This is a genomic window from Mycolicibacter longobardus, from assembly GCF_002102265.1.
Classification (GTDB): Bacteria; Actinomycetota; Actinomycetes; order Mycobacteriales; family Mycobacteriaceae; genus Mycobacterium; species Mycobacterium longobardum.
In genome coordinates, this window is the sequence record NZ_LQPG01000050.1 from 37,449 (window position 1) to 60,747 (window position 23,299).

At 68.9% G+C, this 23,299-nt stretch carries 26 protein-coding genes and 1 pseudogene; 24 read left to right on the forward strand and 3 right to left on the reverse strand.

Annotated features, from left to right (window positions below; genetic code table 11):
• Positions 1-100: 100 nt before the first annotated feature.
• From AWC16_RS20745 to AWC16_RS20765, 5 genes are all read left to right on the forward strand, one after another.
• Positions 101-1,579: an ammonium transporter gene (locus AWC16_RS20745; RefSeq protein ID WP_085266604.1), complete on the forward strand. Its 1,479-nt coding sequence runs from the start codon at positions 101-103 to the stop codon at positions 1,577-1,579.
• Positions 1,485-1,823, forward strand: coding sequence for a P-II family nitrogen regulator (locus tag AWC16_RS20750; protein ID WP_085266605.1), 339 nt, complete (start codon positions 1,485-1,487; stop codon positions 1,821-1,823). The genes AWC16_RS20745 and AWC16_RS20750 overlap by 95 nt, the downstream gene beginning before the upstream one ends.
• A 36-nt stretch (positions 1,824-1,859) precedes the next feature.
• Entirely contained in the window at positions 1,860-2,816 is a 957-nt protein-coding gene (locus AWC16_RS20755) for a [protein-PII] uridylyltransferase family protein (protein WP_085266606.1), read from the forward strand.
• Between the two features lie 69 nt (positions 2,817-2,885).
• On the forward strand, positions 2,886-4,436 hold the full coding sequence (gene ffh / locus AWC16_RS20760; RefSeq protein ID WP_085266607.1) for a signal recognition particle protein: 1,551 nt from the start codon (positions 2,886-2,888) through the stop codon (positions 4,434-4,436).
• Positions 4,437-4,438: 2 nt separating this feature from the next.
• Entirely contained in the window at positions 4,439-5,506 is a 1,068-nt protein-coding gene (locus tag AWC16_RS20765) for an amidohydrolase family protein (protein WP_085266608.1), read from the forward strand.
• Positions 5,507-5,587: 81 nt separating this feature from the next.
• Here AWC16_RS20765 and AWC16_RS20770 read toward each other — a convergent pair whose 3' ends face one another.
• Positions 5,588-6,457 (reverse strand): D-alanyl-D-alanine carboxypeptidase family protein, encoded by an 870-nt coding sequence (locus AWC16_RS20770; RefSeq protein ID WP_085266609.1) that lies wholly within the window; start codon positions 6,455-6,457, stop codon positions 5,588-5,590.
• A 37-nt stretch (positions 6,458-6,494) separates the two neighbouring features.
• Between AWC16_RS20770 and AWC16_RS20775 the strand changes: the two genes are divergently transcribed.
• The 5 genes from AWC16_RS20775 to trmD all read left to right on the forward strand — a co-directional run bounded on the left by AWC16_RS20775 (position 6,495) and on the right by trmD (position 9,063).
• Positions 6,495-6,914 carry a nuclear transport factor 2 family protein gene (locus tag AWC16_RS20775; RefSeq protein WP_085266610.1) on the forward strand — a complete coding sequence of 140 codons (420 nt, stop codon included), beginning with the start codon at positions 6,495-6,497 and terminating at the stop codon, positions 6,912-6,914.
• A 164-nt stretch (positions 6,915-7,078) separates the two neighbouring features.
• Positions 7,079-7,585, forward strand: a complete 507-nt coding sequence (gene rpsP, locus AWC16_RS20780) for a 30S ribosomal protein S16 (protein WP_085266611.1) — start codon at positions 7,079-7,081, stop codon at positions 7,583-7,585.
• A gap of 8 nt (positions 7,586-7,593) precedes the next feature.
• Complete coding sequence (locus tag AWC16_RS20785) at positions 7,594-7,836, forward strand: RNA-binding protein (protein ID WP_085266612.1); 243 nt, start codon at positions 7,594-7,596, stop codon at positions 7,834-7,836.
• An 11-nt stretch (positions 7,837-7,847) separates the two neighbouring features.
• Positions 7,848-8,369, forward strand: a complete 522-nt coding sequence (gene rimM, locus AWC16_RS20790) for a ribosome maturation factor RimM (protein ID WP_085266613.1) — start codon at positions 7,848-7,850, stop codon at positions 8,367-8,369.
• 1 nt (position 8,370) lies between these two features.
• Entirely contained in the window at positions 8,371-9,063 is a 693-nt protein-coding gene (gene trmD, locus AWC16_RS20795) for a tRNA (guanosine(37)-N1)-methyltransferase TrmD (protein ID WP_085266614.1), read from the forward strand.
• Here the strand turns inward: trmD and AWC16_RS20800 are convergent.
• The gene (locus AWC16_RS20800; RefSeq protein ID WP_085266615.1) at positions 9,060-9,956 is read right to left on the reverse strand and encodes a serine hydrolase; all 897 of its coding nucleotides are present in this window, start codon (positions 9,954-9,956) and stop codon (positions 9,060-9,062) included. The two genes, trmD and AWC16_RS20800, sit on opposite strands and share 4 nt — an antisense overlap.
• A gap of 392 nt (positions 9,957-10,348) precedes the next feature.
• Between AWC16_RS20800 and rplS the strand changes: the two genes are divergently transcribed.
• The 12 genes from rplS to AWC16_RS20860 all read left to right on the forward strand — a co-directional run bounded on the left by rplS (position 10,349) and on the right by AWC16_RS20860 (position 20,887).
• Positions 10,349-10,690, forward strand: coding sequence for a 50S ribosomal protein L19 (gene rplS, locus AWC16_RS20805; RefSeq protein WP_024443224.1), 342 nt, complete (start codon positions 10,349-10,351; stop codon positions 10,688-10,690).
• Positions 10,691-10,775: 85 nt separating this feature from the next.
• Positions 10,776-11,633 carry a signal peptidase I gene (gene lepB, locus AWC16_RS20810; protein ID WP_085266616.1) on the forward strand — a complete coding sequence of 286 codons (858 nt, stop codon included), beginning with the start codon at positions 10,776-10,778 and terminating at the stop codon, positions 11,631-11,633.
• A 2-nt stretch (positions 11,634-11,635) separates the two neighbouring features.
• Entirely contained in the window at positions 11,636-12,367 is a 732-nt protein-coding gene (locus tag AWC16_RS20815; protein ID WP_085266617.1) for a ribonuclease HII, read from the forward strand.
• Positions 12,364-12,669, forward strand: coding sequence for a DUF2469 domain-containing protein (locus tag AWC16_RS20820; protein WP_012393608.1), 306 nt, complete (start codon positions 12,364-12,366; stop codon positions 12,667-12,669). The genes AWC16_RS20815 and AWC16_RS20820 overlap by 4 nt, the downstream gene beginning before the upstream one ends.
• 56 nt (positions 12,670-12,725) lie before the next feature.
• The gene (locus AWC16_RS20825) at positions 12,726-13,391 is read left to right on the forward strand and encodes a GNAT family N-acetyltransferase (protein WP_085266618.1); all 666 of its coding nucleotides are present in this window, start codon (positions 12,726-12,728) and stop codon (positions 13,389-13,391) included.
• Between the two features lie 621 nt (positions 13,392-14,012).
• Positions 14,013-14,381, forward strand: a complete 369-nt coding sequence (locus AWC16_RS20830; protein ID WP_085266619.1) for a YraN family protein — start codon at positions 14,013-14,015, stop codon at positions 14,379-14,381.
• Complete coding sequence (locus AWC16_RS20835; RefSeq protein WP_085266620.1) at positions 14,381-15,892, forward strand: YifB family Mg chelatase-like AAA ATPase; 1,512 nt, start codon at positions 14,381-14,383, stop codon at positions 15,890-15,892. The genes AWC16_RS20830 and AWC16_RS20835 overlap by 1 nt, the downstream gene beginning before the upstream one ends.
• A gap of 8 nt (positions 15,893-15,900) precedes the next feature.
• The gene (gene dprA / locus AWC16_RS20840) at positions 15,901-17,022 is read left to right on the forward strand and encodes a DNA-processing protein DprA (RefSeq protein ID WP_420094312.1); all 1,122 of its coding nucleotides are present in this window, start codon (positions 15,901-15,903) and stop codon (positions 17,020-17,022) included.
• Positions 17,023-17,063: 41 nt separating this feature from the next.
• Positions 17,064-17,921: a siderophore-interacting protein gene (locus AWC16_RS20845; RefSeq protein ID WP_085266622.1), complete on the forward strand. Its 858-nt coding sequence runs from the start codon at positions 17,064-17,066 to the stop codon at positions 17,919-17,921.
• A gap of 5 nt (positions 17,922-17,926) precedes the next feature.
• A complete protein-coding gene (locus tag AWC16_RS20850) occupies positions 17,927-19,087 on the forward strand; it encodes an alpha-hydroxy-acid oxidizing protein (protein ID WP_085266623.1) in 1,161 nt (386 codons plus the stop codon).
• Between the two features lie 31 nt (positions 19,088-19,118).
• The gene (locus AWC16_RS20855; protein ID WP_085266624.1) at positions 19,119-20,018 is read left to right on the forward strand and encodes a tyrosine recombinase XerC; all 900 of its coding nucleotides are present in this window, start codon (positions 19,119-19,121) and stop codon (positions 20,016-20,018) included.
• Positions 20,015-20,887 (forward strand): alpha/beta fold hydrolase, encoded by an 873-nt coding sequence (locus AWC16_RS20860; RefSeq protein ID WP_085266625.1) that lies wholly within the window; start codon positions 20,015-20,017, stop codon positions 20,885-20,887. Before AWC16_RS20855 ends, AWC16_RS20860 begins: the two co-directional genes overlap by 4 nt.
• A gap of 14 nt (positions 20,888-20,901) precedes the next feature.
• Here AWC16_RS20860 and AWC16_RS20865 read toward each other — a convergent pair.
• Positions 20,902-21,363: pseudogene (locus tag AWC16_RS20865) on the reverse strand (M23 family metallopeptidase); the annotation flags it as partial.
• 255 nt (positions 21,364-21,618) lie between these two features.
• Between AWC16_RS20865 and rpsB the strand changes: the two are divergent.
• Positions 21,619-22,449: a 30S ribosomal protein S2 gene (gene rpsB, locus AWC16_RS20870; protein WP_085266627.1), complete on the forward strand. Its 831-nt coding sequence runs from the start codon at positions 21,619-21,621 to the stop codon at positions 22,447-22,449.
• Between the two features lie 18 nt (positions 22,450-22,467).
• Positions 22,468-23,283, forward strand: a complete 816-nt coding sequence (gene tsf, locus AWC16_RS20875) for a translation elongation factor Ts (protein ID WP_085266628.1) — start codon at positions 22,468-22,470, stop codon at positions 23,281-23,283.
• Positions 23,284-23,299 lie beyond the last annotated feature (16 nt).

Genomic DNA, 23,299 nt, shown 5'->3' on the forward strand with positions numbered 1-23,299 from the left:
AAACAGTGTGGCGCCCGTGCCGAAACAACTGTTGCCCATGGTTTTACCAGGTTGGTTTCAGGTGGCCGGCCATCGATGGGCGGCGGAGGAGGTTGGGTGCATGGATCGGTTCCCGGCGATGGGAGTACCCGACACCGGCGACACCGCCTGGATGCTGATCAGTTCCGCGCTGGTGCTGTTGATGACGCCGGGACTGGCCTTCTTCTACGGCGGCATGGTCCGCGCCAAGAGCGTCCTGAACATGATCATGATGAGCATCAGCGCCATGGGCGTGGTGACAGTGCTGTGGGTGCTCTACGGCTTCTCGCTGGCTTTCGGCGATGATGTCGGCAACCTGGCCGGCAACCCCACCGACTATTGGGGCCTCAAGGGCCTCATCGGGGTGAACGCGGTCGCCGCTGACCCGGTCAGCGGTGCGCCCGCAGTCGAGATTCCGGTGGTCGGTACGGTGCCGCAGACCGTATTCGTGGGGTTTCAGCTGATGTTCGGCATCATCACGGTCGCGTTGATCTCCGGGGCGGTGGCCGACCGGTTGAAGTTCGGCAGTTGGCTGTTGTTCGCCGCGGTGTGGGTGAGTTTCGTGTACTTCCCGGTTGCGCACTGGGTCTTCGCATTCGACGAGACCACCGCGGCGCACGGCGGCTGGATCGCCAACAAACTTCATGCCATCGACTTTGCGGGCGGCACCGCAGTCCACATCAACGCCGGCGTCGCCGCTCTGGTGCTGGCGACCATCCTCGGCAGACGTCAGGGGTGGCCGACACCACCGGTACGGCCGCACAATCTGCCGTTGGTGATGCTCGGCGCCGGTCTGCTGTGGTTCGGCTGGTACGGATTCAACGCCGGGTCGGCGGTCAGCGCCAACGGCGTCGCCGGTTCGACATTCATCATCACCACCGTCGGTGCCGCCGCCGCGATGCTGGGCTGGCTGCTCGCCGAGCGAATCCGCGACGGCCACGCCACCTCGTTGGGTGCGGCGTCGGGAATCGTGGCAGGGCTGGTGGCGATCACCCCGTCGTGTGCGTCGGTCAATGTCGTGGGCGCGCTGATCGTCGGCGCGGTTGCCGGTGTCGCCTGCGCGCTGGCCGTGGGCTTGAAATACCGCTTCGGATTTGATGATTCACTTGACGTCGTCGGGGTGCACCTGGTCGGAGGCCTCGTCGGAACCCTGCTGGTGGGATTCTTGGCGGCGCCGGGGACCGCGGCCATCGCCGGAGTCTCCGGAGTGTCGCCCGGCCTGTTCTACGGCGGCGGTGGGCATCAGCTGTGGTGCCAGACCGTCGGCGCGCTCAGTGTCGCGACCTATTCGGCCATCGCAACGGCCGTGATCGCGTTGTCGCTCAAATACACCGTCGGACTGCGGCTGGGTCCCGAGGACGAAGCCGCCGGCATCGACGAAGCCCAACACGCCGAAGGCGGTTACGACTTCGCGGTTGCCGGCGTTCCGGTTCCCGCGCTCTTCGCCGAGGAGAGGAGGGAGACAGATGAAGCTGATCACCGCGATCGTCAAGCCGTTCACGCTGGAGGACATCAAGACTGGATTGGAACAGGCCGGAGTGCTGGGGATGACGGTCAGTGAAGTTCAGGGCTACGGCCGCCAGAAAGGTCATACCGAGGTCTATCGGGGGGCGGAGTACTCCGTTGATTTCGTGCCCAAGGTGCGGATCGAGGTGCTGGTCGACGACTTCGCGGCGGACAAGATCGTGGACATCATTGTGCGAGCCGCACATACCGGCAAGATCGGCGACGGCAAAGTATGGGTCAGCCCGGTCGAGACGGTGCTGCGGGTGCGGACGGGCGAGCGCGGACCCGATGCCATATGAGACTCGGCACGAGTTGAGCAACGGTGGGCTTCGACGATGTACTGCGACGCGGATCCGGTCTCACGGTCAAACCCAACTGATTGCACGGCAATCGGTTTAGCCCGAGCGCGGGCAGAGCTGCGCTGCCGCACGCCGGATCAGCTGAGTTCGGCTGCACTGCGTGAAGCGTGGCGACGGCTGCACGAAACGTGGCTGGCCGCCAAGGCTGCGGAGATAGGCATTGCCACCGCCAGCGGATTCGCCATCGTCGCGACCGGCTCACTGGCCCGCTACGAAATGTTGCCCTACTCCGACTTGGACCTGTTGTTGCTGCACGACGATATGCCGGCCGAGACCGTCGAGAAGGTCGCGGAGCTGCTGTGGTACCCGCTGTGGGATGTCAACGCTCGTCTGGACCACAGCGTGCGCACCGTGGCCGAGGCGCTGAAGGTCGCCGACGCAGATATCTTCGTGGATCTGGGGTTGTTGGACGCACGCCATATCGTCGGGGATGAGCGGCTGTCGGTTCGGCTCCTCGACGGGGTGCGGAACCAGTGGCGGCATGGAATCCGTTCGCGCTACGACGAACTCGTCGAATCGACGCAGTCGCGGTGGCGACGCTGCGGCGACATCGCGGATCGAGTCGAGCCCGACGTGAAAAGCGGGCATGGCGGCCTGCGGGATGTTCAGCTGCTTGACGCCCTGTCTGCCGCAGATCTCGCCGACAGCTTCACCGCCCGCGGACCGGGCCACGGCAGGGGCTCGGTTCGGGGAGCCCGCCGAACCCTGCTGGATGTCCGCACCGAGATACATCGCACGTCCGGCCGCGAGAATGACGTGCTGAGGGCCCAGGACGCCGACGAGATCAGCATCGCCCTGCGTTTCGGTGGCAGCTTCGACCTGATACGCCGGGTGTCGGATGCGGCGAACACCATCAGCGACCGGGTCGACGCCGCCTTGCGGGCCGCCGCCGACGCATTGCGGCGTTGTGGGATGTCGGCTATGCGGGTGTGAAGAGGGTGGACGAGGCCGAGGTCGCCTTCGCCTGCCCGCAGGTTATGTGACCAGTTATAGGCTGGCTGCGTGTTTGAATCGCTCTCCGACCGGTTGACCGGCGCCCTGCAGGGGCTGCGCAGCAAGGGGCGTCTCACTGACGCCGATATCGATGCCACCGCCCGGGAGATCCGGCTGGCCCTGCTGGAAGCCGATGTGTCGCTTCCGGTGGTACGGGCCTTCATCGGCCGGATCAAGGACCGGGCCAAGGGCGCCGAGGTCTCCGGTGCGCTGAACCCGGCCCAGCAGGTGGTCAAGATCGTCAACGAGGAGCTCATCGGCATCCTCGGTGGTCAGACGCGGCAGCTGGCGTTCGCCAAGACCCCGCCGACGGTCATCATGCTGGCCGGTCTGCAGGGCGCGGGTAAGACCACCCTGGCCGGCAAACTGGCCACCTGGCTGCGCGGCCAGGGCCACACTCCACTGCTGGTGGCCTGCGACCTGCAACGCCCCGGCGCGGTCAACCAGCTGCAGGTCGTCGGGGAACGCGCCGGGGTCGCGGTGTTCGCCCCGCACCCGGGCACTTCGGCCGCCGGTGCCGCCGACGCCCCGGGTGACCCGGTCGCCGTCGCCGCCGCCGGTCTGGCCGAGGCCAAGGCCAAGCACTTCGACGTCGTGATCGTCGACACCGCCGGGCGCCTGGGCATCGACCAGGAGATGATGGCCCAGGCCGCCGCCATCCGGGACGCGGTCAACCCCGACGAGGTGCTGTTCGTTCTGGACGCCATGATCGGCCAGGACGCCGTCACCACCGCCGATGCGTTCCGCGAAGGCGTGGGCTTCACCGGGGTGGTGCTGACCAAGCTCGACGGCGACGCCCGCGGCGGTGCGGCGCTGTCGGTGCGGGAAGTCACCGGAGTCCCGATCCTGTTCGCCTCCACCGGGGAGAAGCTGGAGGACTTCGACGTCTTCCACCCGGACCGGATGGCCAGCCGCATCCTGGGCATGGGCGACGTGCTGAGCCTGATCGAGCAGGCCGAACAGGTCTTCGACGCCCAGAAGGCCGAGGAGGCCGCGGCCAAGATCGGCTCCGGCGAGCTCACCTTGGAGGACTTCCTCGAGCAGATGCTGGCGATCCGCAAGATGGGCCCGATCGGCAACCTGCTGGGCATGCTGCCCGGCGCGGGCCAGATGAAGGACGCGCTGGCCGCTGTCGACGACAGTCACCTGGACCGCCTGCAGGCCATCATCCGCGGCATGACCCCGGCCGAGCGGGCCGACCCGAAGATCATCAACGCCTCCCGGCGGTTGCGCATCGCCAACGGCTCCGGGGTGAGCGTCTCGGAGGTCAACCAGCTCGTCGACCGGTTCTTCGAGGCCCGCAAGATGATGTCGTCGATGATGGGCGGCATGGGCCTGCCCGGGCTCGGCCGCAAGAGCGCCAGCCGTAAGGCCAAGGGCAAGAACGCCAAGAAGGGCAAGAAGCGTGGGCCCACTCCGCCGAAGGCGCGGGGCCTGTTCGGTCCCGGGATGCCGGCCGGTTTCCCCGACCTGTCCCAGATGCCGGAAGGACTCAACGAACTGCCGCCGGGGCTGGCCGATTTCGACCTGTCCAAGCTGAACTTCCCGGGCCAGAAGTAACTTTGGCGCTCCACGTTGGCGGCCGCGGGCTGCCCGACGACGAACCGGTCGAGTACTGGATCGTCGACGGCACGATCAGCCTCGAGCCCGTTGACGGGGCCGAGACCGTCTTCTCCGACGGCTGGATCATCCCGGGCCTGGTCGACGCGCACTGCCACGTGGGGATCGGGCCCGGCGGTCCGGTCGACGTCGACGAAGCGGTGCGCCAGGCCGAGACGGAGCGGCGCGCCGGTGTGCTGCTGATCCGCGATGCCGGATCACCGATCGACACCCGCGCGTTCGACGACCGCGACGACCTGCCGCGCATCATCCGTGCCGGCCAACACCTGGCCCGCACCAAACGCTACATTCCCGGGCTGCCGATCAACGTCGACGACGAGACGCAGCTGCCGGAAGCCGTTGCGGCCCAAGCCTGTCGCGGTGACGGCTGGGTGAAGCTGGTGGGGGACTGGATCGACCGCGGTGTCGGTGACCTGGCGCCGCTGTGGTCGGACGGCGTGCTGGTCTCCGCGATCGACGCCGCGCACGCCAACGGCGCGCGGGTCACCGCACACGTCTTCGGCGAAGAAGCACTGCCCGGCCTGATCAACGCGGGCATCGACTGCATCGAGCACGGCACCGGTATCACCGACGACATCATCGCGCTGATGCTGGCCCACGGCACCGCCCTGGTGCCCACCCTGATCAACATCGACAACTTTCCCGGCATCGCCGACTCGGCGGCCAAGTACCCGACCTATGCCGCGCACATGCGTGCCTTGTACGCCACCTGTCGGTCACGGATCGGCGCCGCCCGAGAGGCCGGGGTGCCGATCTACGCCGGCACCGACGCCGGTGGCATGGTGGCCCACGGCCGCATCGCCGACGAGGTCAACGCCCTGACCGGGATCGGGCTCAGTGCCACCGAGGCGCTGGGGGCGGCGTGCTGGGAATCCCGGCGTTGGCTGGGTGCGCCGGCGCTGGAGCACGGCGCCCCGGCCGATCTGGTGTGTTTTGCCGCCGACCCGCGCAGCGGCCCCGAGGTGCTGGGCCGTCCCGACCTGGTGATGCTGCGCGGCCGGGTGTTTTAGGGTGCCGAGCAGACGCAGAATCGCACTCCGCAGCACGGATTGATGCGATTCTCTGTCTGGTCGCGGTGGGGTGCGGCGGGCCTACAGGCTGCCGACGCTGGCCATCGGGCCCTGCGCGAAGCCCCAGTCCAACAGGGCGCCGGCCTGATCCCAGTAGTTCGGTCCGCCCTCGCGGATCATTCCGTACATCATCGCCACCACCAGCCGCCGGCCGTCGCGGTTCGCGCCGCCGACGTAGGTCTTGCGGGCGGCATCGGTGAATCCGGTCTTGCCGCCGAACGCGCCCGGATAGCGGTGCAGCAGCTCGTTCTGGTTGACGATCACCTTGTCGCCGTTGTCGCCGGGGAACATCGCCGACGGTTGCGCGGTGATCTCGGCGAACACCGGGTTGGCCATCGCCGCCCGGAAGATGGCCGCCAGATCGTGCGGGGTGGTGGCACCCGGGCCGCCGGGGCCGTCCAGGCCGGACGGGGTGGAGGCGAAAGTGTTGGTCGCGCCCACCTCGGCGGCCTTGGCATTCATCTTGGCCACCGCGGCGTCGTGGCCGCCGAGCAGTTCGGCCAGGGTGTTGGCGGCGTCGTTGCCCGAGACCAGCAGCACCGCATCCAGCAGCTGCCTCGCGGTGTAGCTGCGGCCGGGCCGGACGCCGACACAGTTGCACTCAACCCGGGTATCGGCCGGATTGGCCTCCACGGTCGCGTCCAGCGGCACCTCATCGAGGGCGGTCAGTGCCAGCAGCACCTTGATCGTGCTGGCCGGTGGGGTGGCGGCGTAGCCGTTCTGCTCAGCGAGCACCTGTCCGGAGTCCAGGTCGGCGATGATCCAGTCCGGGGCCGGGCCCGGTGGGATCGGCACTGACCCGAGCGGCTGGGCGACGTCGGCCACCGACGGAGCGGCGGTTGCCCCGCATACGGCCAGGACAGCCGCCAGGGCGGCGAAAGATTTCCGCATGGCGGCTTACCCTACCGCCGTCGTGTTGAATCGGGGAATGCTGAGCCAAGAGGAGATTTCCGACCGGTGGCAGATCCAGCAGCTGCTGGTTGACTACTCCACCGCCATCGACACCCGCAACTTCGACGGTCTCGACGCGGTGTTCACCGACGATGCCTACATCGACTACCGCGCGATGGGTGGTATCGACGGCCGATTCCCGGAGGTGAAGGCCTGGCTGGCGGAGGTGTTGCCGAATTTCGCGGGCTACGCCCACATGTTGGGGCTGCCGGCGATCCGGGTGGACGGCGACACGGCCACCGCGCGCACCTTCTGTTTCAACCCGATGGTGTTCGGCGGAGAGCAGCCCGCCACCATGCTGCTGGGTCTGTGGTACGACGACGAGTTCGTCCGCACCGCCGACGGCTGGCGGATGAGCCGGCGTAGCGAGATCAAGTGTTTCGAGAAGCTGCCCTGAGGCGATTTCTGCTGAACGGGCCGCTTCTGGCACAATGGGCGGCTGTCCGCCACGCGACTGGTCCTCTTGAGGCCGCGCGGACGTGGCACACACGCGAGGCAAAACCGGATACCGGCAAATCCGCCCGTATCGCTGAATTGCAGCGTGCTAACCAGGAGTGATTCATGGCTGTCAAGATCAAGCTCACCCGACTTGGGAAGATCCGCAATCCGCAGTACCGCATCGCGGTCGCCGACGCGCGCACCCGCCGGGACGGTCGTTCGATCGAGGTCATCGGCCGCTACCACCCGAAGGAAGAGCCGAGCCTGATCGAGATCGACTCGGAGCGCGCCCAGTACTGGCTGTCGGTCGGCGCTCAGCCCACCGAGCCCGTGCTCAAGCTGCTGAAGATCACCGGTGACTGGCAGAAGTTCAAGGGCCTGCCGGGCGCCGAGGGCCGACTGAAGGTCAAGCCCGCCAAGCCGAGCAAGCTGGAGCTGTTCAACGCCGCGCTGGCCGAGGCCGAGGGTGGTCCGACCACTGAGGCCACCACCGCCAAGAAGAAGAAGGCACCGGCCAAGAAGACGGCCAAGGACGACGCTGAGAAGGCCGACGAGAAGGCCGCTGAGACGACCGAGGCTCCCGCCGAGGCCCCCGCTGCTGAGGCCGCTGAGCCGGCCACCGAGAGCTGACCGCGGCCATGAGTGCCGTGGTGGCAGACGCGGTCGAGCACTTGGTGCGCGGCATTGTCGACAACCCCGACGAAGTACGGGTCGACATGGTGACCAATCGGCGTGGCCGCACTGTCGAGGTGCACGTGCACCCCGACGACCTGGGCAAGGTGATCGGTCGCGGCGGTCGCACCGCCACTGCGTTGCGCACCCTCGTCGCCGGTATCGGTGGACGCGGCATCCGCGTGGACGTGGTGGACACCGACCGGTAGCCGACCGGCTCATGGAGCTGACGGTCGGGCGGGTGGTCAAGGCCCACGGCATCACCGGCGAGGTCGTCGTCGACGTCCGTACCGACGACCCCGAACTCCGGTTCGCGCCGGGCGCCACGCTGCACGCCCGTAAATCCGGTGTGCCGCAACGCGACTACGTCGTGGAGGCGGCACGCCCGCACGGCGCGCGACTTCTGGTGCGGCTGGCCGGAATCGGTGACCGCGACGGTGCGGATGCGTTGCGGGGCAGCGTGTTCGTCGTCGATTCCGCCGAGCTGCCGCCGATCACCGAGCCGGACACCTACTACGACCATCAGCTGGAAGGTCTGGCGGTCCAGGACACGGCGGGGGAGCCGGTGGGCACCGTCACCGAGGTTCTGCACACCGCCGCCGGCGAGCTGCTCGCGATCAAGCGGACCGATGGCCGGGAACTGTTGGTGCCGTTCGTCGCCGCGTTCGTGCCGTCGGTCTCGCTGGCGCAGCGCTGCCTGGTGATCGATCCGCCCGACGGTCTGCTCGACCTGGAGGACTGACGTGCGCGTCGATGTCCTGACGATCTTTCCCGACTATCTGGATCCGATCCGGCAATCGTTGCCGGGCAAGGCGATCGAGACCGGGCTGGTCGACCTGGGCGTCCACGATCTGAGGCGCTGGACGCATGACGTGCACCGGTCGGTCGACGACACGCCCTACGGCGGCGGGCCGGGGATGGTGATGAAGGCGCCGGTGTGGGGTGAAGCGCTGGACGAGATCTGCTCGGAGCAGACCCTTCTCATCGTGCCCACCCCGGCGGGAACCTTGTTCGACCAGGCCACCGCGCAGCGCTGGAGCGCCGAAGAGCACCTGGTGTTCGCCTGCGGCCGCTACGAGGGCATCGATCAACGGGTGGCCGACGACGCCGCCCGGCGGATGCGGGTCGAAGAGGTGTCGATCGGTGACTACGTGCTGGCCGGCGGCGAGCCCGCGGTGCTGGTCATGCTGGAGGCGGTGCTGCGGCTGATGCCCGGGGTGCTCGGCAATCCGGCGTCGCGCCATGACGATTCGCATTCCCCGGACCGCGATGGACTCTTGGAGGGGCCGAGCTACACCCGCCCGCCGAGCTGGCGCGGCCTGGATGTGCCGGAAGTACTGCTCTCCGGTGACCACGCGAAGATCAATGCCTGGCGCCACGAGGCGGCGCTGAAGCGGACCCGGGAACGCCGTCCGGATCTCCTGGGGGGTAGCTAGACCCGGCCGCCCGGGAAGATGGTCTTGACGGCCTCGGTGATGGTGGTGCGCGCGGTGGCGTCGTCGCTGGGTTGCAGTGATTCGATCACCACGATGTAGCGGCGGTCCGCTCCGACGACACCGGTCGACAGGTGCATCCAGTTGCTGCCGATGCAGCACATCCAGCCCTGCTTGACTGCCACCGGCTCGTCGTACAAGCCCTCCGGGATCCCGAAACGCTGCGGGTAGCCGTCGATGCCGGTCGGGGTGGACTGGGCCAGGTCGCCCATCATGATGCTGGCCCGGTCGGCCGGCAGACCACCGGAGCCGTTGAGCAGCATGTCGTAGTAGCGCGCCAGGTCCGGTGCGGTGCTGATGGTGTTCCACCAGGCGCCGTTGGACGGCGGCGACGTGCCGGCCAGGCCGTAGCGGCTGGCCACCCTGTTGACGATCGCGTTGCGGCCGTTCTGGTTCCAGAACGTCTCGGCGGCCCCGTCGTCGGACGACCGCAGCATCACGTCCAGCGCGGCCCGGTCGTCGGCCGACAGACCGGCCTCCGGTTGGTGCATCAGCAGGTCGTCGGCGATGAACAGCTTGGCCACCGAGGCGGTGGCGATGGGCCGGGTGTTGCCGTTGGTGATCAGCTGATGCGAGATCCGGTCCAGCACGGCCACCGAGATGTTGGCGCCGGCCTTGGCCGCCTGCTCGGTGGCTTCCTGCATGCGTGTCGCGAGCCCGTCGACCACCGCGACCGGCTGAATCGCGGGCGCCAGGGGCGCTTCGATGGCCGTGGCGACCGGGGTGACCTCAGGTGCCCGGTACTGCGGTGGGCGCGTGGCGGCGGCGCCGTAGACCTTCTCGTCGCAGCCGAACACCACGGTCGAGATCACCATGACGATGGTCAGCAGAAGCATCGATGGCCGCACGGCGGGTATGCCTCCTCAACAGGTATAGGCGCGTATTGCACCGACTTACTGCGGGCTCGCCACACTGCTGCCATCGGCCCGCCGGATAGATTACCGCGTGGACACCCGGATCGCGCAGTTCGGTCGTCCATCAGACTTATCACGTCCCCGGGCTTCGGCGTGGAACGACCAGCGGCGATTTGCGCGATTTCACTGGTTGCGCCGCGTCTGGCACAATTGAGCAGTTGTCACCCGGCAGTTGACTCTGCAGCGGGGACCTGGCGTCCCGGTCATCGCACAGCGCGACAACATGCCCGAACCCATCGGCTCGGTTACCGTCTGCACGCTTCCCCGCGTGCGGGCCGGTCAGCAGCCGCGAACCGCGAGGAAGTGTTTCCGCAATGAACACGCTGGACATCGTCGACAAGGCGTCGCTGCGCGACGACATCCCGGCCTTCGCCCCCGGCGACACGGTCAACGTGCACGTGAAGGTGATCGAGGGCTCCAAGGAGCGCATCCAGGTGTTCAAGGGTGTGGTCATCCGCCGGCAGGGTGGCGGTGTCCGCGAGACGTTCACCGTCCGCAAGGAGAGCTACGGCGTCGGCGTGGAGCGGACCTTCCCGGTGCACTCGCCCAACGTGGACCACATCGACGTCGTCGTCCGCGGTGACGTCCGGCGCGCCAAGCTGTACTACCTGCGTGAACTGCGCGGCAAGAAGGCCAAGATCAAGGAGAAGCGCTGAGCTTGCCCGCGCCGGCCCCCCTCCGGTGGGTTTACGGCCGCCGGTCGGTCTCCGGCGCCGCCGACGCGGTCATTACCCTGATCTCGTGACCGACACCACGGGTTCGTCACCCGAGAACTCTTCTTCCGAGGCCGATCAGCCCGAGGCTGTCGTCGGCGCGTCCGGGTCGGCCGCACCTGGCACCGCCGTCGAACCGGAGCGCAAGCACACCACGCTGCGCGAATCGGTGGTGCTGATCTCGATCGCGCTGCTGCTCTACTACCTGATGTTGACCTTCGTGGCGCGTCCCTACCTGATCCCCTCAGAGTCGATGGAACCGACGCTGCACGGCTGCCACGGATGTGTCGGCGACCGGATCATGGTCGACAAGGTCACCTACCGGTTCAGCGCGCCGCAGCCCGGTGACGTCGTCGTATTCCGGGGGCCGCCGTCGTGGAATGTGGGTTACAAGTCGATCCGGTCGACCAACACCGCGGTGCGCTGGGCGCAGAACGCCCTGTCGTTCATCGGATTCGTGCCCCCCGACGAGAACGACTTGGTCAAGCGGGTCATCGCGGTGGGCGGCCAGACGGTGCAGTGCCGCAACGACACCGGCCTGACCGTCGACGGCAAGCCGGTCAACGAGCCCTACCTCAACCCGGCCACCCTGATGGTCGATCCGATGGTGTACCCGTGCCTGGGCAACGAGTTCGGCCCGGTGACGGTGCCCGACGGCCGGCTGTGGGTGATGGGTGACAACCGCACCCACTCTTCGGACTCCCGCGCGCACTGCGACACCGTGGCGGTCCAGCCCGATCTGGCGCATCGGATCCTGTGCACCGGCGACGACCTCGACGCGGGCACCGTTCCGGTCAGCAACGTGATCGGCAAGACCCGGTTCATCGCCTGGCCGCCGTCGCGCTGGGGGCTGGTGAAAGCGACGAACCCGCAGCAGGGCCCGTAACCATGTCCCCGGCCTGGCCGCCGCGCACGGTGATTCGTCGTTCACCGGGGCTGCGCACTCTGGAGTCGGCGCTGTACCGCAGCGGGCTGGGCCCGGTCGCCGGCGTCGACGAGGTGGGCCGGGGAGCCTGTGCCGGACCGCTGGTGGTGGCCGCGTGTGTGCTCGGTCCGGGCAAGCCGGCCGCTCTGGCGGCGCTCGACGACTCCAAGAAGCTCACCGAGAAGACCCGCGAGCAGCTGTTTCCGGTGATCCGCCGGCACGCGCTGGCCTATCACGTGGTGTTCATCGAACCGGCCGACGTTGATGTGCGCGGGGTGCACGCAGCCAACATCGAGGGCATGCGGCGCGCGGTGGCCGGGCTGCCCCTGCGGCCGGGCTACGTGCTCTCCGACGGATTCCGGGTGCCCGGGCTGCCGATGCCGTCGCTTCCGGTCATCGGCGGCGACGGGGCCGCGGCCTGCATCGCCGCGGCCAGCGTGTTGGCCAAGGTCAGCCGGGACCGGTACATGGCGACGCTGGACGACCCCGGCTACGGCTTCGCCGTGCACAAGGGCTACTCCACCGCGGCGCACACCGCGGCGCTGGCGGCGTTGGGGCCGTGCAGCCAGCATCGCTACTCGTTCATCAACGTGCGCACCGTGGCCAACGTGCGCAACACGGCGTTCGCCGCGGCGGGCACAGCGACGGTAGTGGCCAAGGGGACGAACCGAGCAGAAGGACGGCTGAGCAGATGAGTGCCGAAGATCTCGAGAAGTACGAAACCGAGATGGAACTCTCGCTGTACCGCGAATACAAGGACATCGTGGGGCAGTTCAGTTACGTCGTGGAGACCGAGCGGCGGTTCTATCTGGCCAACAGCGTGGAGATGGTGCCGCGTAACGCCGACGGCGAGGTGTATTTCGAGCTGCGGCTGGCCGACGCGTGGGTGTGGGACATGTATCGCCCGGCACGGTTCGTCAAGCAGGTTCGGGTGGTCACCTTCAAAGACGTCAACATCGAAGAGGTCGAGAAGCCCGAACTGCGGCTGCCCGAATAGACACCGCGGCATTAAGACTGCGGCGTCACCGGGGAGTTCGGTCTAGGCTGACTCGCATGACTCCTGTCGACCGTGCCGTCACCCGCCGCGAGATCACCGACGCCCTGCTCAAGGCCATGGAGCGCCGACATGAGGTGCTCGACGTGATCGTCGAATCCGACGACCGGGAGTTGGCCGTGCACGCGATCGCCGACCTGCTCGGCGTCTCGCCCCTGGGATGCGAAGCGGTGATCGGAATGTCGCTCGATCAGCTCACCAAGGATTCCCGCGACCGGATCGCCGCCGAGCTCAACGACTTGAACAACGAGCTGACGTTCACGCTCGGCGATCGGCCGGCCAGTTCCGGCGAGACGTTGGCGCTGCGGGTGTTCTCCGGGGAGCAGGACCGAGACATTTTGGCCGAACGGACAGCGGACGTCGGCGCCAGCGCCGACGGGACCGGCCGGCCGGCCGGCGAGATCGGCGATGAGATCAGCTCGGCGCTGGCGCGCGTCTATGACGAGGACGCGGCGCTGTTCGTCGCCGTCGACGGGGCGCAGAAGGTCGGGATGGTCTTCGGCGACCTCAACCACGGCGAGGTGAACGTGCGGATCTGGATTCATCCCCAGCACCGCAAGAAGGGCTACGGCACCGCCGCGCTGCGCCGGGCCCGCTCGGAGATGGCGGCTTACTTTCCCGGCGTACCGCTGATCGTTCGGGCGCCGAGCGCGCACACCGGTTAGTACCGCGTCGGACTGATCAACTGCTGAGGCGGGCAGGTTCGATCCTTTTGATGGTTTTGACGCGGTCGATGGATCGGTCGAAGGAGACAACCTGGCGGATTGCGCTGCTCTCGGCGCAGGCGACGAGGTATGAGTCCGCGAAGTCGATTCGGTCGAGTTCGTAGACCTGAATCGGCCGCAGCAGCAGGGCCGGATCGACACAGTCGATGGAGTCGAAGGTGATGACTCGAGGACGTACACCGTCTCGGCCACAATGAGATCCGCCAGCAGTAACCGCTCGGCGCTTCGTAGATATTCGGTCGCCCGTGCCGCTGGGCCGGGTGGGTCGCCGGTGCGATGGCGGACCAGGATATTGGTGTCGACGAACGCGCTCAATGACGATCCGCGGTTCGAGATCGCCGGGTGCGACGCAGCACTTCATCCCAGGTGACGTTGCGTTCAGCGGCCGGGATTTGGATGGTTCCGGCGAGGTCGAGGAAGTTCGGTGTTCGGGCCAGGACTGCCCCGTGTACGAACCTCAGCTGTGCACAAGGGTCGATCTGGGGATAACTGGCTGCACCGCGGTCATTCTCGGCCCTCGCCGACTGGACGCTGTCGGGGCGCTGACCGACCCTGACCGGCATGACAACCATGACGCGGGCCGAGCTGGGAGCGCTGGGCGAGCAGCTGGCCGTCGACCACCTGACCGGGCAGGGCTGGACGATCCTGGCCCGCAACTGGCGCTGCCGTCACGGCGAGCTGGACGTGATCGCCGCCGATCCGGCCGCGCGCACGGTGGTGTTCGTCGAGGTCAAGACCCGCACCGGTGACGGTTTCGGCGGGCTGGCGTACGCGGTGCCGCCGGAAAAGGTGCGCAGGTTGCGCCGGCTGGCCGGAGCATGGCTGGCCAGCCAGCCGTCCGGATGGGACGAGGTCCGCCTCGATGTGATCGGGGTGCGGATCGGCCGGTCCCGCACCCCGGAGATCACCCACCTGAAAGGGGTGGGCTGATGGCGCTGGGGCGGGCGTTCTCGGTCGCGGTGCGCGGCCTGGACGGCCTCATCGTGGAGATCGAGGCCGACATCACCTCGGGGCTGCCCGGGGTGCATCTGGTGGGGCTGCCCGACGCGGCCCTGCAGGAGTCGCGGGATCGGGTGCGGGCGGCCATCACCAACAGCGGGCAGCGCTGGCCGGCGTCCCGGCTGACGCTGGCGCTGTCCCCGGCGACGCTGCCGAAGATGGGTTCGGTCTATGACCTGGCCCTGGCCGCCGCCGTGCTGTCAGCGGACCTGGGCAGGCCCTGGTCGCGGCTGGAGAAGGCGGTGCTGCTCGGCGAGCTGGCGTTGGACGGACGGGTGCGGCCGGTGCACGGGGTGCTGCCCGCGGTGCTGGCCGCCAGGAACGACGGCTGGGCGTGCGCGGTTGTGCCGGTGGACAACCTCGCCGAAGCCAGCCTGGTGGAGGGCATCGACGTCTACGGGGTGGCGACGCTGGGGCGGTTGCACGGTTGGCTGGAAGGGGCGGCCCGGCTGCAGGACCGGATCATCACGGTGGCACCGCAGATCAACCCGGCCGAGGACCTGGCCGAGGTGGTCGGTCAGGCCCAGGCCCGGTTCGCGGTGGAGGTGGCCGCCGCCGGATCACACCACCTGATGCTGACCGGCCCGCCCGGGGTCGGCAAGACCATGCTGGCCCAGCGTCTTCCCGGGTTGCTGCCGCCGTTGACCGAAAGCGAATCGCTGGAGGTCACCGCGATCCACTCGGTCGCCGGCCTGTTGTCGGGCAGCGCGCCGTTGATCACCCGGGCGCCTTTCATCGCACCGCACCACAGTTCCAGCGTCGCGGCGCTGGTCGGCGGCGGCTCCGGCATGGCACGTCCGGGCGCGGTGAGCCGCGCGCACCGCGGAGTCCTGTTTCTCGACGAGTGTGCCGAGATCCGGGTCAGTGCGTTGGAAGCATTGCGAACACCGTTGGAAGACGGGGAGATCCGGCTGGCCCGGCGCGACGGGGTGGCGTGCTATCCGGCGCGTTTCCAGCTGGTCATGGCGGCCAATCCCTGTCCGTGCGCGCCGGCCGATCCGCGGGACTGCACGTGTAATCCGATGCAGAAGCGGCGCTACCTCGGCCGACTGTCCGGGCCGTTGTTGGACCGGGTGGATCTACGGGTGGAGATGCATCCGGTGCGGGCCGGGGCGTTCTCCGCCGCCGACGGCGAGTCGACGGCCACGGTGCGGGCCCGGGTCGCGGACGCGCGCGCTGCGGCGGCGCAACGCTGGGAGCCACACGGCTTTGCGACCAATGCCGAAGTCAGCGGGGCGTTGCTGCGCCGCAGGTTTCGGCTCAGCGCTTCGGCGATGGCGCCGCTGCGCACCGCGCTGGACCGCGGCCTGCTGTCGATCCGAGGGGCCAACCGCACCCTGCGGGTGGCTTGGACACTGAGTGACCTGGCCGGGCGCACCTCACCCGGACTCGACGAGGTCGCCGCGGCACTGAGCTTCCGCCAACCCGGAACGTCGCGGTGAGCGCCGAGCTGACCGTGCGGGCCTGGGCCTACCTGTCCCGGGTCGCCGAACCGCCGCGCCAGGATCTGGCGGCGCTGGTGGGGCGGGTCGGCCCGGTCGAGGCGGCGGAGCGGATTCGGTGCGGCGCCGTGGGCCCGGAGCTGGCCAAACACACCGAGGCCAGACGGGACATCGACATGGCCGCCGACGATCTGGAATTGCTGGCCCGCCGGGGTGGCCGGCTGATCACCCCCGACGACGAGGAATGGCCGGTACTGGCCTTCGCCGCGTTCGGTGGCGCCGCCTCGGCGAACAAGCCCGACGCCCGCCCGCCCCTTGTGCTCTGGGCGCTGGGCCCGGCGCGCCTCGACGAGATCGCCGAGCGGTCCACCGCGATCGTCGGCACCCGGGCGGCGACCTCCTACGGCGAACTGGTGGCCGCCGACCTGGCCGCCGGGCTGGCCGAACGCGACGTGGCGGTGGTCTCCGGCGGTGCCTACGGAATCGACGGCGCGGCCCACCGCGCGGCCCTCGCCGCAGTCGGCACCACTGTGGCGGTGCTGGCCGGCGGAATCGACATCCCTTACCCGGCAGGCCATTCCGCGCTGCTGCACCGCATCGGCGGGCACGGCCTACTGGTCACCGAATACCCGCCCGGGGTCCGCCCCGTCCGGTACCGGTTTCTGACCCGCAACCGGCTGGTGGCGGCCCTGTCGGGCGCGACGGTCGTGGTGGAGGCCGGCTTGCGCAGCGGCGCGGCCAATACCGCCGCGTGGGCGCGGCTGCTTGGACGGCAGGTGGCCGCGGTCCCCGGACCGGTCACAAGTGCGGCCTCCGCCGGCTGTCATGTGCTGCTGCGCGCGGGCGCCGAACTGGTGACCAGGGCCGACGAGGTGATCGAGTTGGTGGGCCGGGTCGGGGAACTGGCGATTGATCCGCCCCGGCCGGCCACCCCGCTGGATGGGCTCAGCGTCGCCGAACGCCGGGTCTACGAGGCGTTGCCGGGCCGCGGCGTGGTCACCGTCGATCAGATCGCGGTCGCCTCCGGACTGGCCCCGGCGCAGGTGTTCGGGCCGCTGGCGATGCTGGAGGTAGCCGGCCTGGTCCAGCGGCGCCACGGAAGCTGGGGGATAGTCCGGCCGAACCGGTAACTCGTATAGTCGGCTGGGGCAGGCCGAAGACGGGAGGCAGCGTGGCGGGACGACCGGTTCACACCTTCGAAGTTGTCCGCACCGAGCAATGCTCGGCACATATGATTCGAGTCGTGTTGGGCGGCAACGGTTTCGATACGTTCCGCCCGAGTCAGTTCACCGACTCCTACGTCAAGGTCGTTTTTGTGCGCTACGGCGTCGACGTGGCCGCGCTACCGCAGCCGTTGACGCTGGACAGCTTCGACGGATTGCCGGAGGAAGACCGTCCGGTGATCCGCACCCTGACGGTGCGGCGCGCCGATCCGATCGCCCGCGAGATCGCCATCGATGTCTCCGTGCACGGCGATCACGGCACGGTCGGGCCGTGGGCCCTGCGCGCCCAGCCCGGCGATCCGGTGTACCTGATGGGTCCCGGTGGTGCCTACGCGCCCGACCCCGGCGCCGACTGGCACCTGCTGGCCGGTGACGAGAGCGCCCTGCCGGCGATAGCGGCCGCCCTGGAGGCGCTGCCGTCCGGCGCGGTGGGCAAGGCGTTCATCGAAGTCGCCGGGCCCGAGGATGAGATCGCGTTGACCGCACCCGAAGGGGTCGAGCTGAATTGGCTGCACCGCGGCGGCCGTGCCGACCTGGTCGGGCAGGAGCGGGCCGGCGACAACGCCCCGCTGATCGAGGCGGTCACCAGCGCACCGTGGCTGCCGGGCCAGGTCCAGGTGTTCATCCACGGCGAGGCCCAGGCCGTCATGCACAACCTGCGGCCCTATGTCCGCAAGGACCGCGGCGTCGACGCCAAGTGGGCGTCGATCTCGGGCTATTGGCGGCGAGGGCGCACCGAAGAGACCTTCCGGCAGTGGAAGAAAGAACTCGCCGAAAAAGAATCAGCAGAAGCGCAGACAGGCTAGAGGCGATGGCATTCGGGGACTACCAGTTCGAGATCTACCTGCAGGGCCTGGCCGGAGTGGTGCCTTCGTTTCCGATGACCTACTCGGAGTTGGAGGCCAAAGCCGCTGCGGCGCTTTCCCCGTCGGTGTGGTCATACGTGGCCGGCGGTGCCGGTGACGAGCGTACCCAGCGGGCCAACGTCACCGCCTTCGACAAGTGGGGCCTGATCCCGCGGATGTTCGTCGGCGCCGCCGAGCGCGACCTGTCGGTGGAGATGTTCGGATTGCGCCTGCCCGCACCGGTCTTCATGGCGCCGATCGGTGTCATCGGCATCTGTGCGCAGGACGGGCACGGCGACCTGGCCAGTGCCCGGGCCGCGGCGGCCACCGGCGTGCCGATGATGGTCTCCACCCTCACCGCCGACCCACTGGAAGACGTCGCCGCCGAATTCGGCGACACCCCGGGCTTTTTCCAGCTGTACACGCCCAAAGACCGGGAACTGGCCGCCAGCCTGGTGCACCGCGCCGAGGCGGCCGGGTACAAAGCCATCGTCGTCACCCTGGACACCTGGGTCCCCGGCTGGCGCCCCCGGGACCTGGCGACGTCGAACTTCCCGCAGCTGCGTGGGCACTGCCTTGCCAACTACTTCTCCGACCCGGTGTTCCGCGCCGGGCTGGCCCAGCCGCCCGAGGAGAACCCGCAGGCCGCCGTGCTGTCTTGGGTGCAGACTTTCGGCAACCCGTTGACCTGGGATGACCTGCCGTGGTTGCGGTCGTTGACCGACCTGCCGTTGATCGTCAAAGGCATCTGCCACCCTGACGACGTCCGCCGCGCCAAGGACGGCGGCGTGGACGGCATCTACTGCTCCACCCACGGCGGGCGTCAGGCCAACGGCGGGCTGCCGGCCCTGGACTGCCTGCCGGACGTGGTGACCGCCGCCGACGGCCTGCCGGTGCTGTTCGACTCGGGCATCCGCACCGGCGCCGACATCATCAAAGCTCTCGCCCTGGGCGCGACGGCGGTGGGGGTCGGCCGGCCGTACGCCTACGGGCTGGCCCTGGGTGGGAGCGCCGGGATCGTGCACGTGCTGCGCTCGCTGCTGGCCGAAGCCGACCTGATCATGGCCGTCGACGGCTATCCGTCACGTCTTGATCTCACCCCGGACACGTTGCGGCGCGTCACCTGAGTGCCGCGGCGGCATCTGCGACGGTGAGCCGGTGGACGCGATTCTCGACGAGTTCGACGAGTACCTGGCTTTGGAACGGGGCCGTTCCGAACACACCCGGCGCGCCTACCTCGGGGATCTGCGGTCGCTGTTCGGGTTCCTGGCCGAACAGGGCCACAGTGGCATCGACGGGCTGAGCCTTCCGCTGCTGCGCAGCTGGCTGGCCGTGCAGGCCCGTGCCGGTGCGGCCCGCAGCACGCTGGCGCGCCGCACCTCGACGGTCAAGACCTTCACCGCCTGGGCGGCCCGGCGCGGGCTGCTGTCATCGGACCCGGGGGCGCGTCTGCAACTGCCGAAGGCCCACCGGACGCTGCCCGCGGTGCTGCGACGCGACCAGGCGCGTGATGCGATGGCCGCTGCCAAATCCGGTGCGCAGCAGAATGATCCGCTGGCGCTACGGGATCGGCTGATCGCCGAGCTGCTCTATGCGACCGCGGTCCGGGTCAGCGAACTGTGCGGTCTGGACGTCGACGACGTGGACGCCTCACGCCGGGTGCTGCGGGTGGTGGGCAAGGGCAACAAGCAGCGGACGGTGCCGTTCGGGGAGCCGGCCGCCGAAGCGCTGCAGGAATGGCTGTCCCGCGGACGCCCGCCGTTGGCGACGGGGGACTCCGGGCCGGCGCTGCTGCTGGGCGCCCGAGGCGGGCGCCTCGACCCGCGCCAGGCCCGCACCGTGGTGCACCAGACCGTCGCCGCCGTCGGGGGAGCACCCGATATGGGGCCGCACGGGCTGCGCCACACCGCGGCCACCCATCTGCTGGAGGGTGGCGCGGACCTGCGCATCGTGCAGGAACTGCTCGGCCACTCCAGCCTGGCCACCACCCAGCTCTACACCCATGTCACGGTCGCGCGGCTGCGTGCGGTGCACGACCGTGCCCATCCCCGGGCGTGACGGTGCGATCAATCCTCGAACTGCCGTGGGGGCCGGTGTCCTACTTCGACTTTCGTCCCGACCACCCGGTCGGCACCGTGGTGCTGCTGCACGGCGGCGGAGTGGACAGCGCATCGCTGTCCTGGGGTGACGTCGGCCCCCGGCTGGCGGCCGCCGGCTTCCGGGTCATCGCTCCGGATCATCCCGGCTTCGGCCACAGCCCGCCGGCACCGTGGCGGCTGACCCAGCAACGACTGGTCGACTACGTCGGGGAATTCATCGACGGGCTGGCCCTTGATCGTTATGTCATCGGCGGGCTGTCGCTGGGTGGCGGCATGGCGCTCGGCCACGTCATGGCGCGGCCCGACCAGGCAACCGGGGTGATGCTGCTCGGCAGCTACGGACTGATGTCGCGAGCCTCGGACGGGCTGCTCGGCGGAGTGCAGCAGGCGGTGACGTGGGCGATGCTCCGCAGCGGGGCGCTCGCGCTGATAGGCCGTTGGACCGCCCGGAGTCCCGCCCTGCTGGCGTGGAGTGTCAAGACCGCGCTGATCCGCGACGCCGCTCAACGCACTCCCGAACTGATGGCCGAGATCACCGCGGCGGTGCAGCAGGACTCCGGGGTGTTCGAGCAATGGCAGCGCGACGAGGTGCGGTGGAACAGGCTCAAGACCGACTACACCCCGAGTCTGCCGTCACTGCGATGCCCGGCCCTGATCCTTCACGGCGACAAGGACACCGGTGTCCCGGTGGCGCGCGCCCGAGCGGCCGCCCGGCTGATCCCGGACGCCCGGCTGGTGGTCCTGGCGGGTGCCGGTCACTGGGTGCAGCGCGACCGTCCGGCCGAGGCGCTGGCCGCGATGACGGAGTTCCTGACCCGCACCGGTTGAACTCAGCCCGGCCCCAGCGGCTTGAGCCGGATCGGGGTGGCGGCCAGCAGGCCCAGCGGGTCGACATAGTCCGCCCGCGACGCCGGGCCCCACATCGCACCCCAATGCAGGCAGGCCGCCGCGCCGCATCCCGGATGGCCGGGATCCAAAGCGCCGATCACCGATCCCGCGGTCACCAGCTGCCCGACGCGCACCGTCGCAGTCACCGGCTCGTAGCTGGTGCGCAACCCACCCGGGTGCGCCAGCGACACCACGGGCCGTCCGGCGGAGAGCCCGGCGAACACCACCGTCGCCGTACCGGCGGCATACACCGCCTGGCCCGCCGCGCCGGCCAGATCCACGCCCCGGTGGCCGCGTTGCCAATCCGGCCGGGGTGCGTCGAAGCCCCGCACCACCGCCGGGCGCGGGCGCAGCGGCCAGTCCAGTCGCGCCGTCTCCGCGTCGGTGGGCGCGGCCAGCAGAAGACTTCCGACCAGCAACAATGCCGCGAACCGCATCCGCCCAGTTCACCCCGGCGGCCCCGAATCCGGCCAGTCACCGCTGTGGACAAAGCACCTGTTCGGACCGTGTAAACTCATCTGCGCAGTTCGCGTAAGCGGGCTGACTTCGCGTGTCTGCACCACAACCGGATGTCGACGGTCCCTCACGGGTTCGGCATCTCAGCAGGCACTAGGGCCCGGGCTCAACCTGATATCGGGCGACAACCGACAAGTAAAAGGAAATAGCCGATCATGGCTGTTGTAACCATGAAGCAGCTGCTTGACAGCGGCACCCACTTCGGGCACCAGACCCGTCGCTGGAACCCCAAGATGAAGCGGTTCATCTTCACCGACCGCAACGGCATCTACATCATCGACCTGCAGCAGACGCTGACGTTCATCGACCAGGCGTACGAGTTCGTCAAGGAGACCGTCGCGCACGGCGGCACCGTGCTGTTCGTCGGCACCAAGAAGCAGGCTCAGGAGTCGGTCGCGGCCGAGGCCACCCGGGTCGGGATGCCCTATGTCAACCAGCGCTGGCTGGGTGGCATGCTCACCAACTTCTCCACCGTGCACAAGCGCCTGCAGCGGCTCAAGGAGCTCGAGGCCATGGAGCAGACCGGTGGCTTCGAAGGGCGCACCAAGAAGGAAATCTTGATGCTGACCCGGGAGAAGAACAAGCTGGAGCGCAGCCTCGGCGGTATCCGCGACATGACCAAGGTGCCCTCGGCGGTCTGGGTCGTCGACACCAACAAGGAGCACCTCGCGGTCGCTGAGGCCATCAAGCTGGGTATCCCGGTCATCGCGATTCTGGACACCAACTGCGACCCCGACCAGGTCGACTACCCGATCCCGGGCAACGACGACGCCATCCGCTCGGCGGCCCTTTTGACCAAGGTCATCGCCTCCGCGGTGGCCGAGGGTCTGCAGGCCCGGGCGGGCCAGGGCAACGGCGAGGGCAAGGCCGAGGCCGAAGCGGTTGAGCCGCTGGCCGAGTGGGAGCAGGAGCTGCTCGCGGGCGCCACCACCTCCGCGCCCGACGCGGCTGCCGTCGCCGAATCCCCGACCACCGACGCATCGTAGGAAAGAAGGCACACAACAGTGGCGAACTACACCGCTGCCGACGTAAAGCGGCTTCGGGAGCTCACCGGCGCAGGCATGATGGACTGCAAGAACGCGCTGGCCGAGAGTGACGGCGACTTCGACAAGGCCGTCGAGGTGCTCCGCATCAAGGGCGCCAAGGACGTCGGCAAGCGCGCCGAGCGCGCCACCGCCGAAGGTCTGGTGGCCGCCAAGGACGGCGCGCTGATCGAGCTCAACTCCGAGACCGACTTCGTCGCCAAGAACGACGAGTTCAAGGCGCTGGCCGACGAGGTCGTCACCGCCGCCGCGGCGGCGAAGACCTCCGACGTCGACGAGCTCAAAGCTGCCAAGCTCGGTGACCGCACGGTCGGCGAGGCCATCGAGGCGCTGTCGGCCAAGATCGGCGAGAAGCTGGAACTGCGCCGGGTGGCCTACTTCGACGGCACCGTGGAGACCTACCTGCACAAGCGAGCCTCCGACCTGCCGCCGGCCGTGGGCGTGCTGGTCGAATACAGCGGCTCGGACAAGAACGCGGCTCACGCGGTCGCGCTGCAGATCGCCGCGCTCAAGGCCAAGTACCTGACCCGCGACGACGTGCCCGCCGACCTGGTGGCCAACGAGCGGCGCATCGCCGAGGAGACGGCCAAGGAGGAGGGCAAGCCCGAGGCCGCCCTGCCCAAGATCGTCGAGGGCCGGGTGACCGGCTTCTTCAAGGACGTCGTGCTGCTGGAGCAGTCGTCGGTGTCGGACTCGAAGAAGAGCGTCAAGGCCCTGCTCGACGAGGCCGGCGTGACCGTGACCCGCTTCGTGCGGTTCGAGGTCGGCCAGGCCTAAGCGGCCTAGGTGCCTT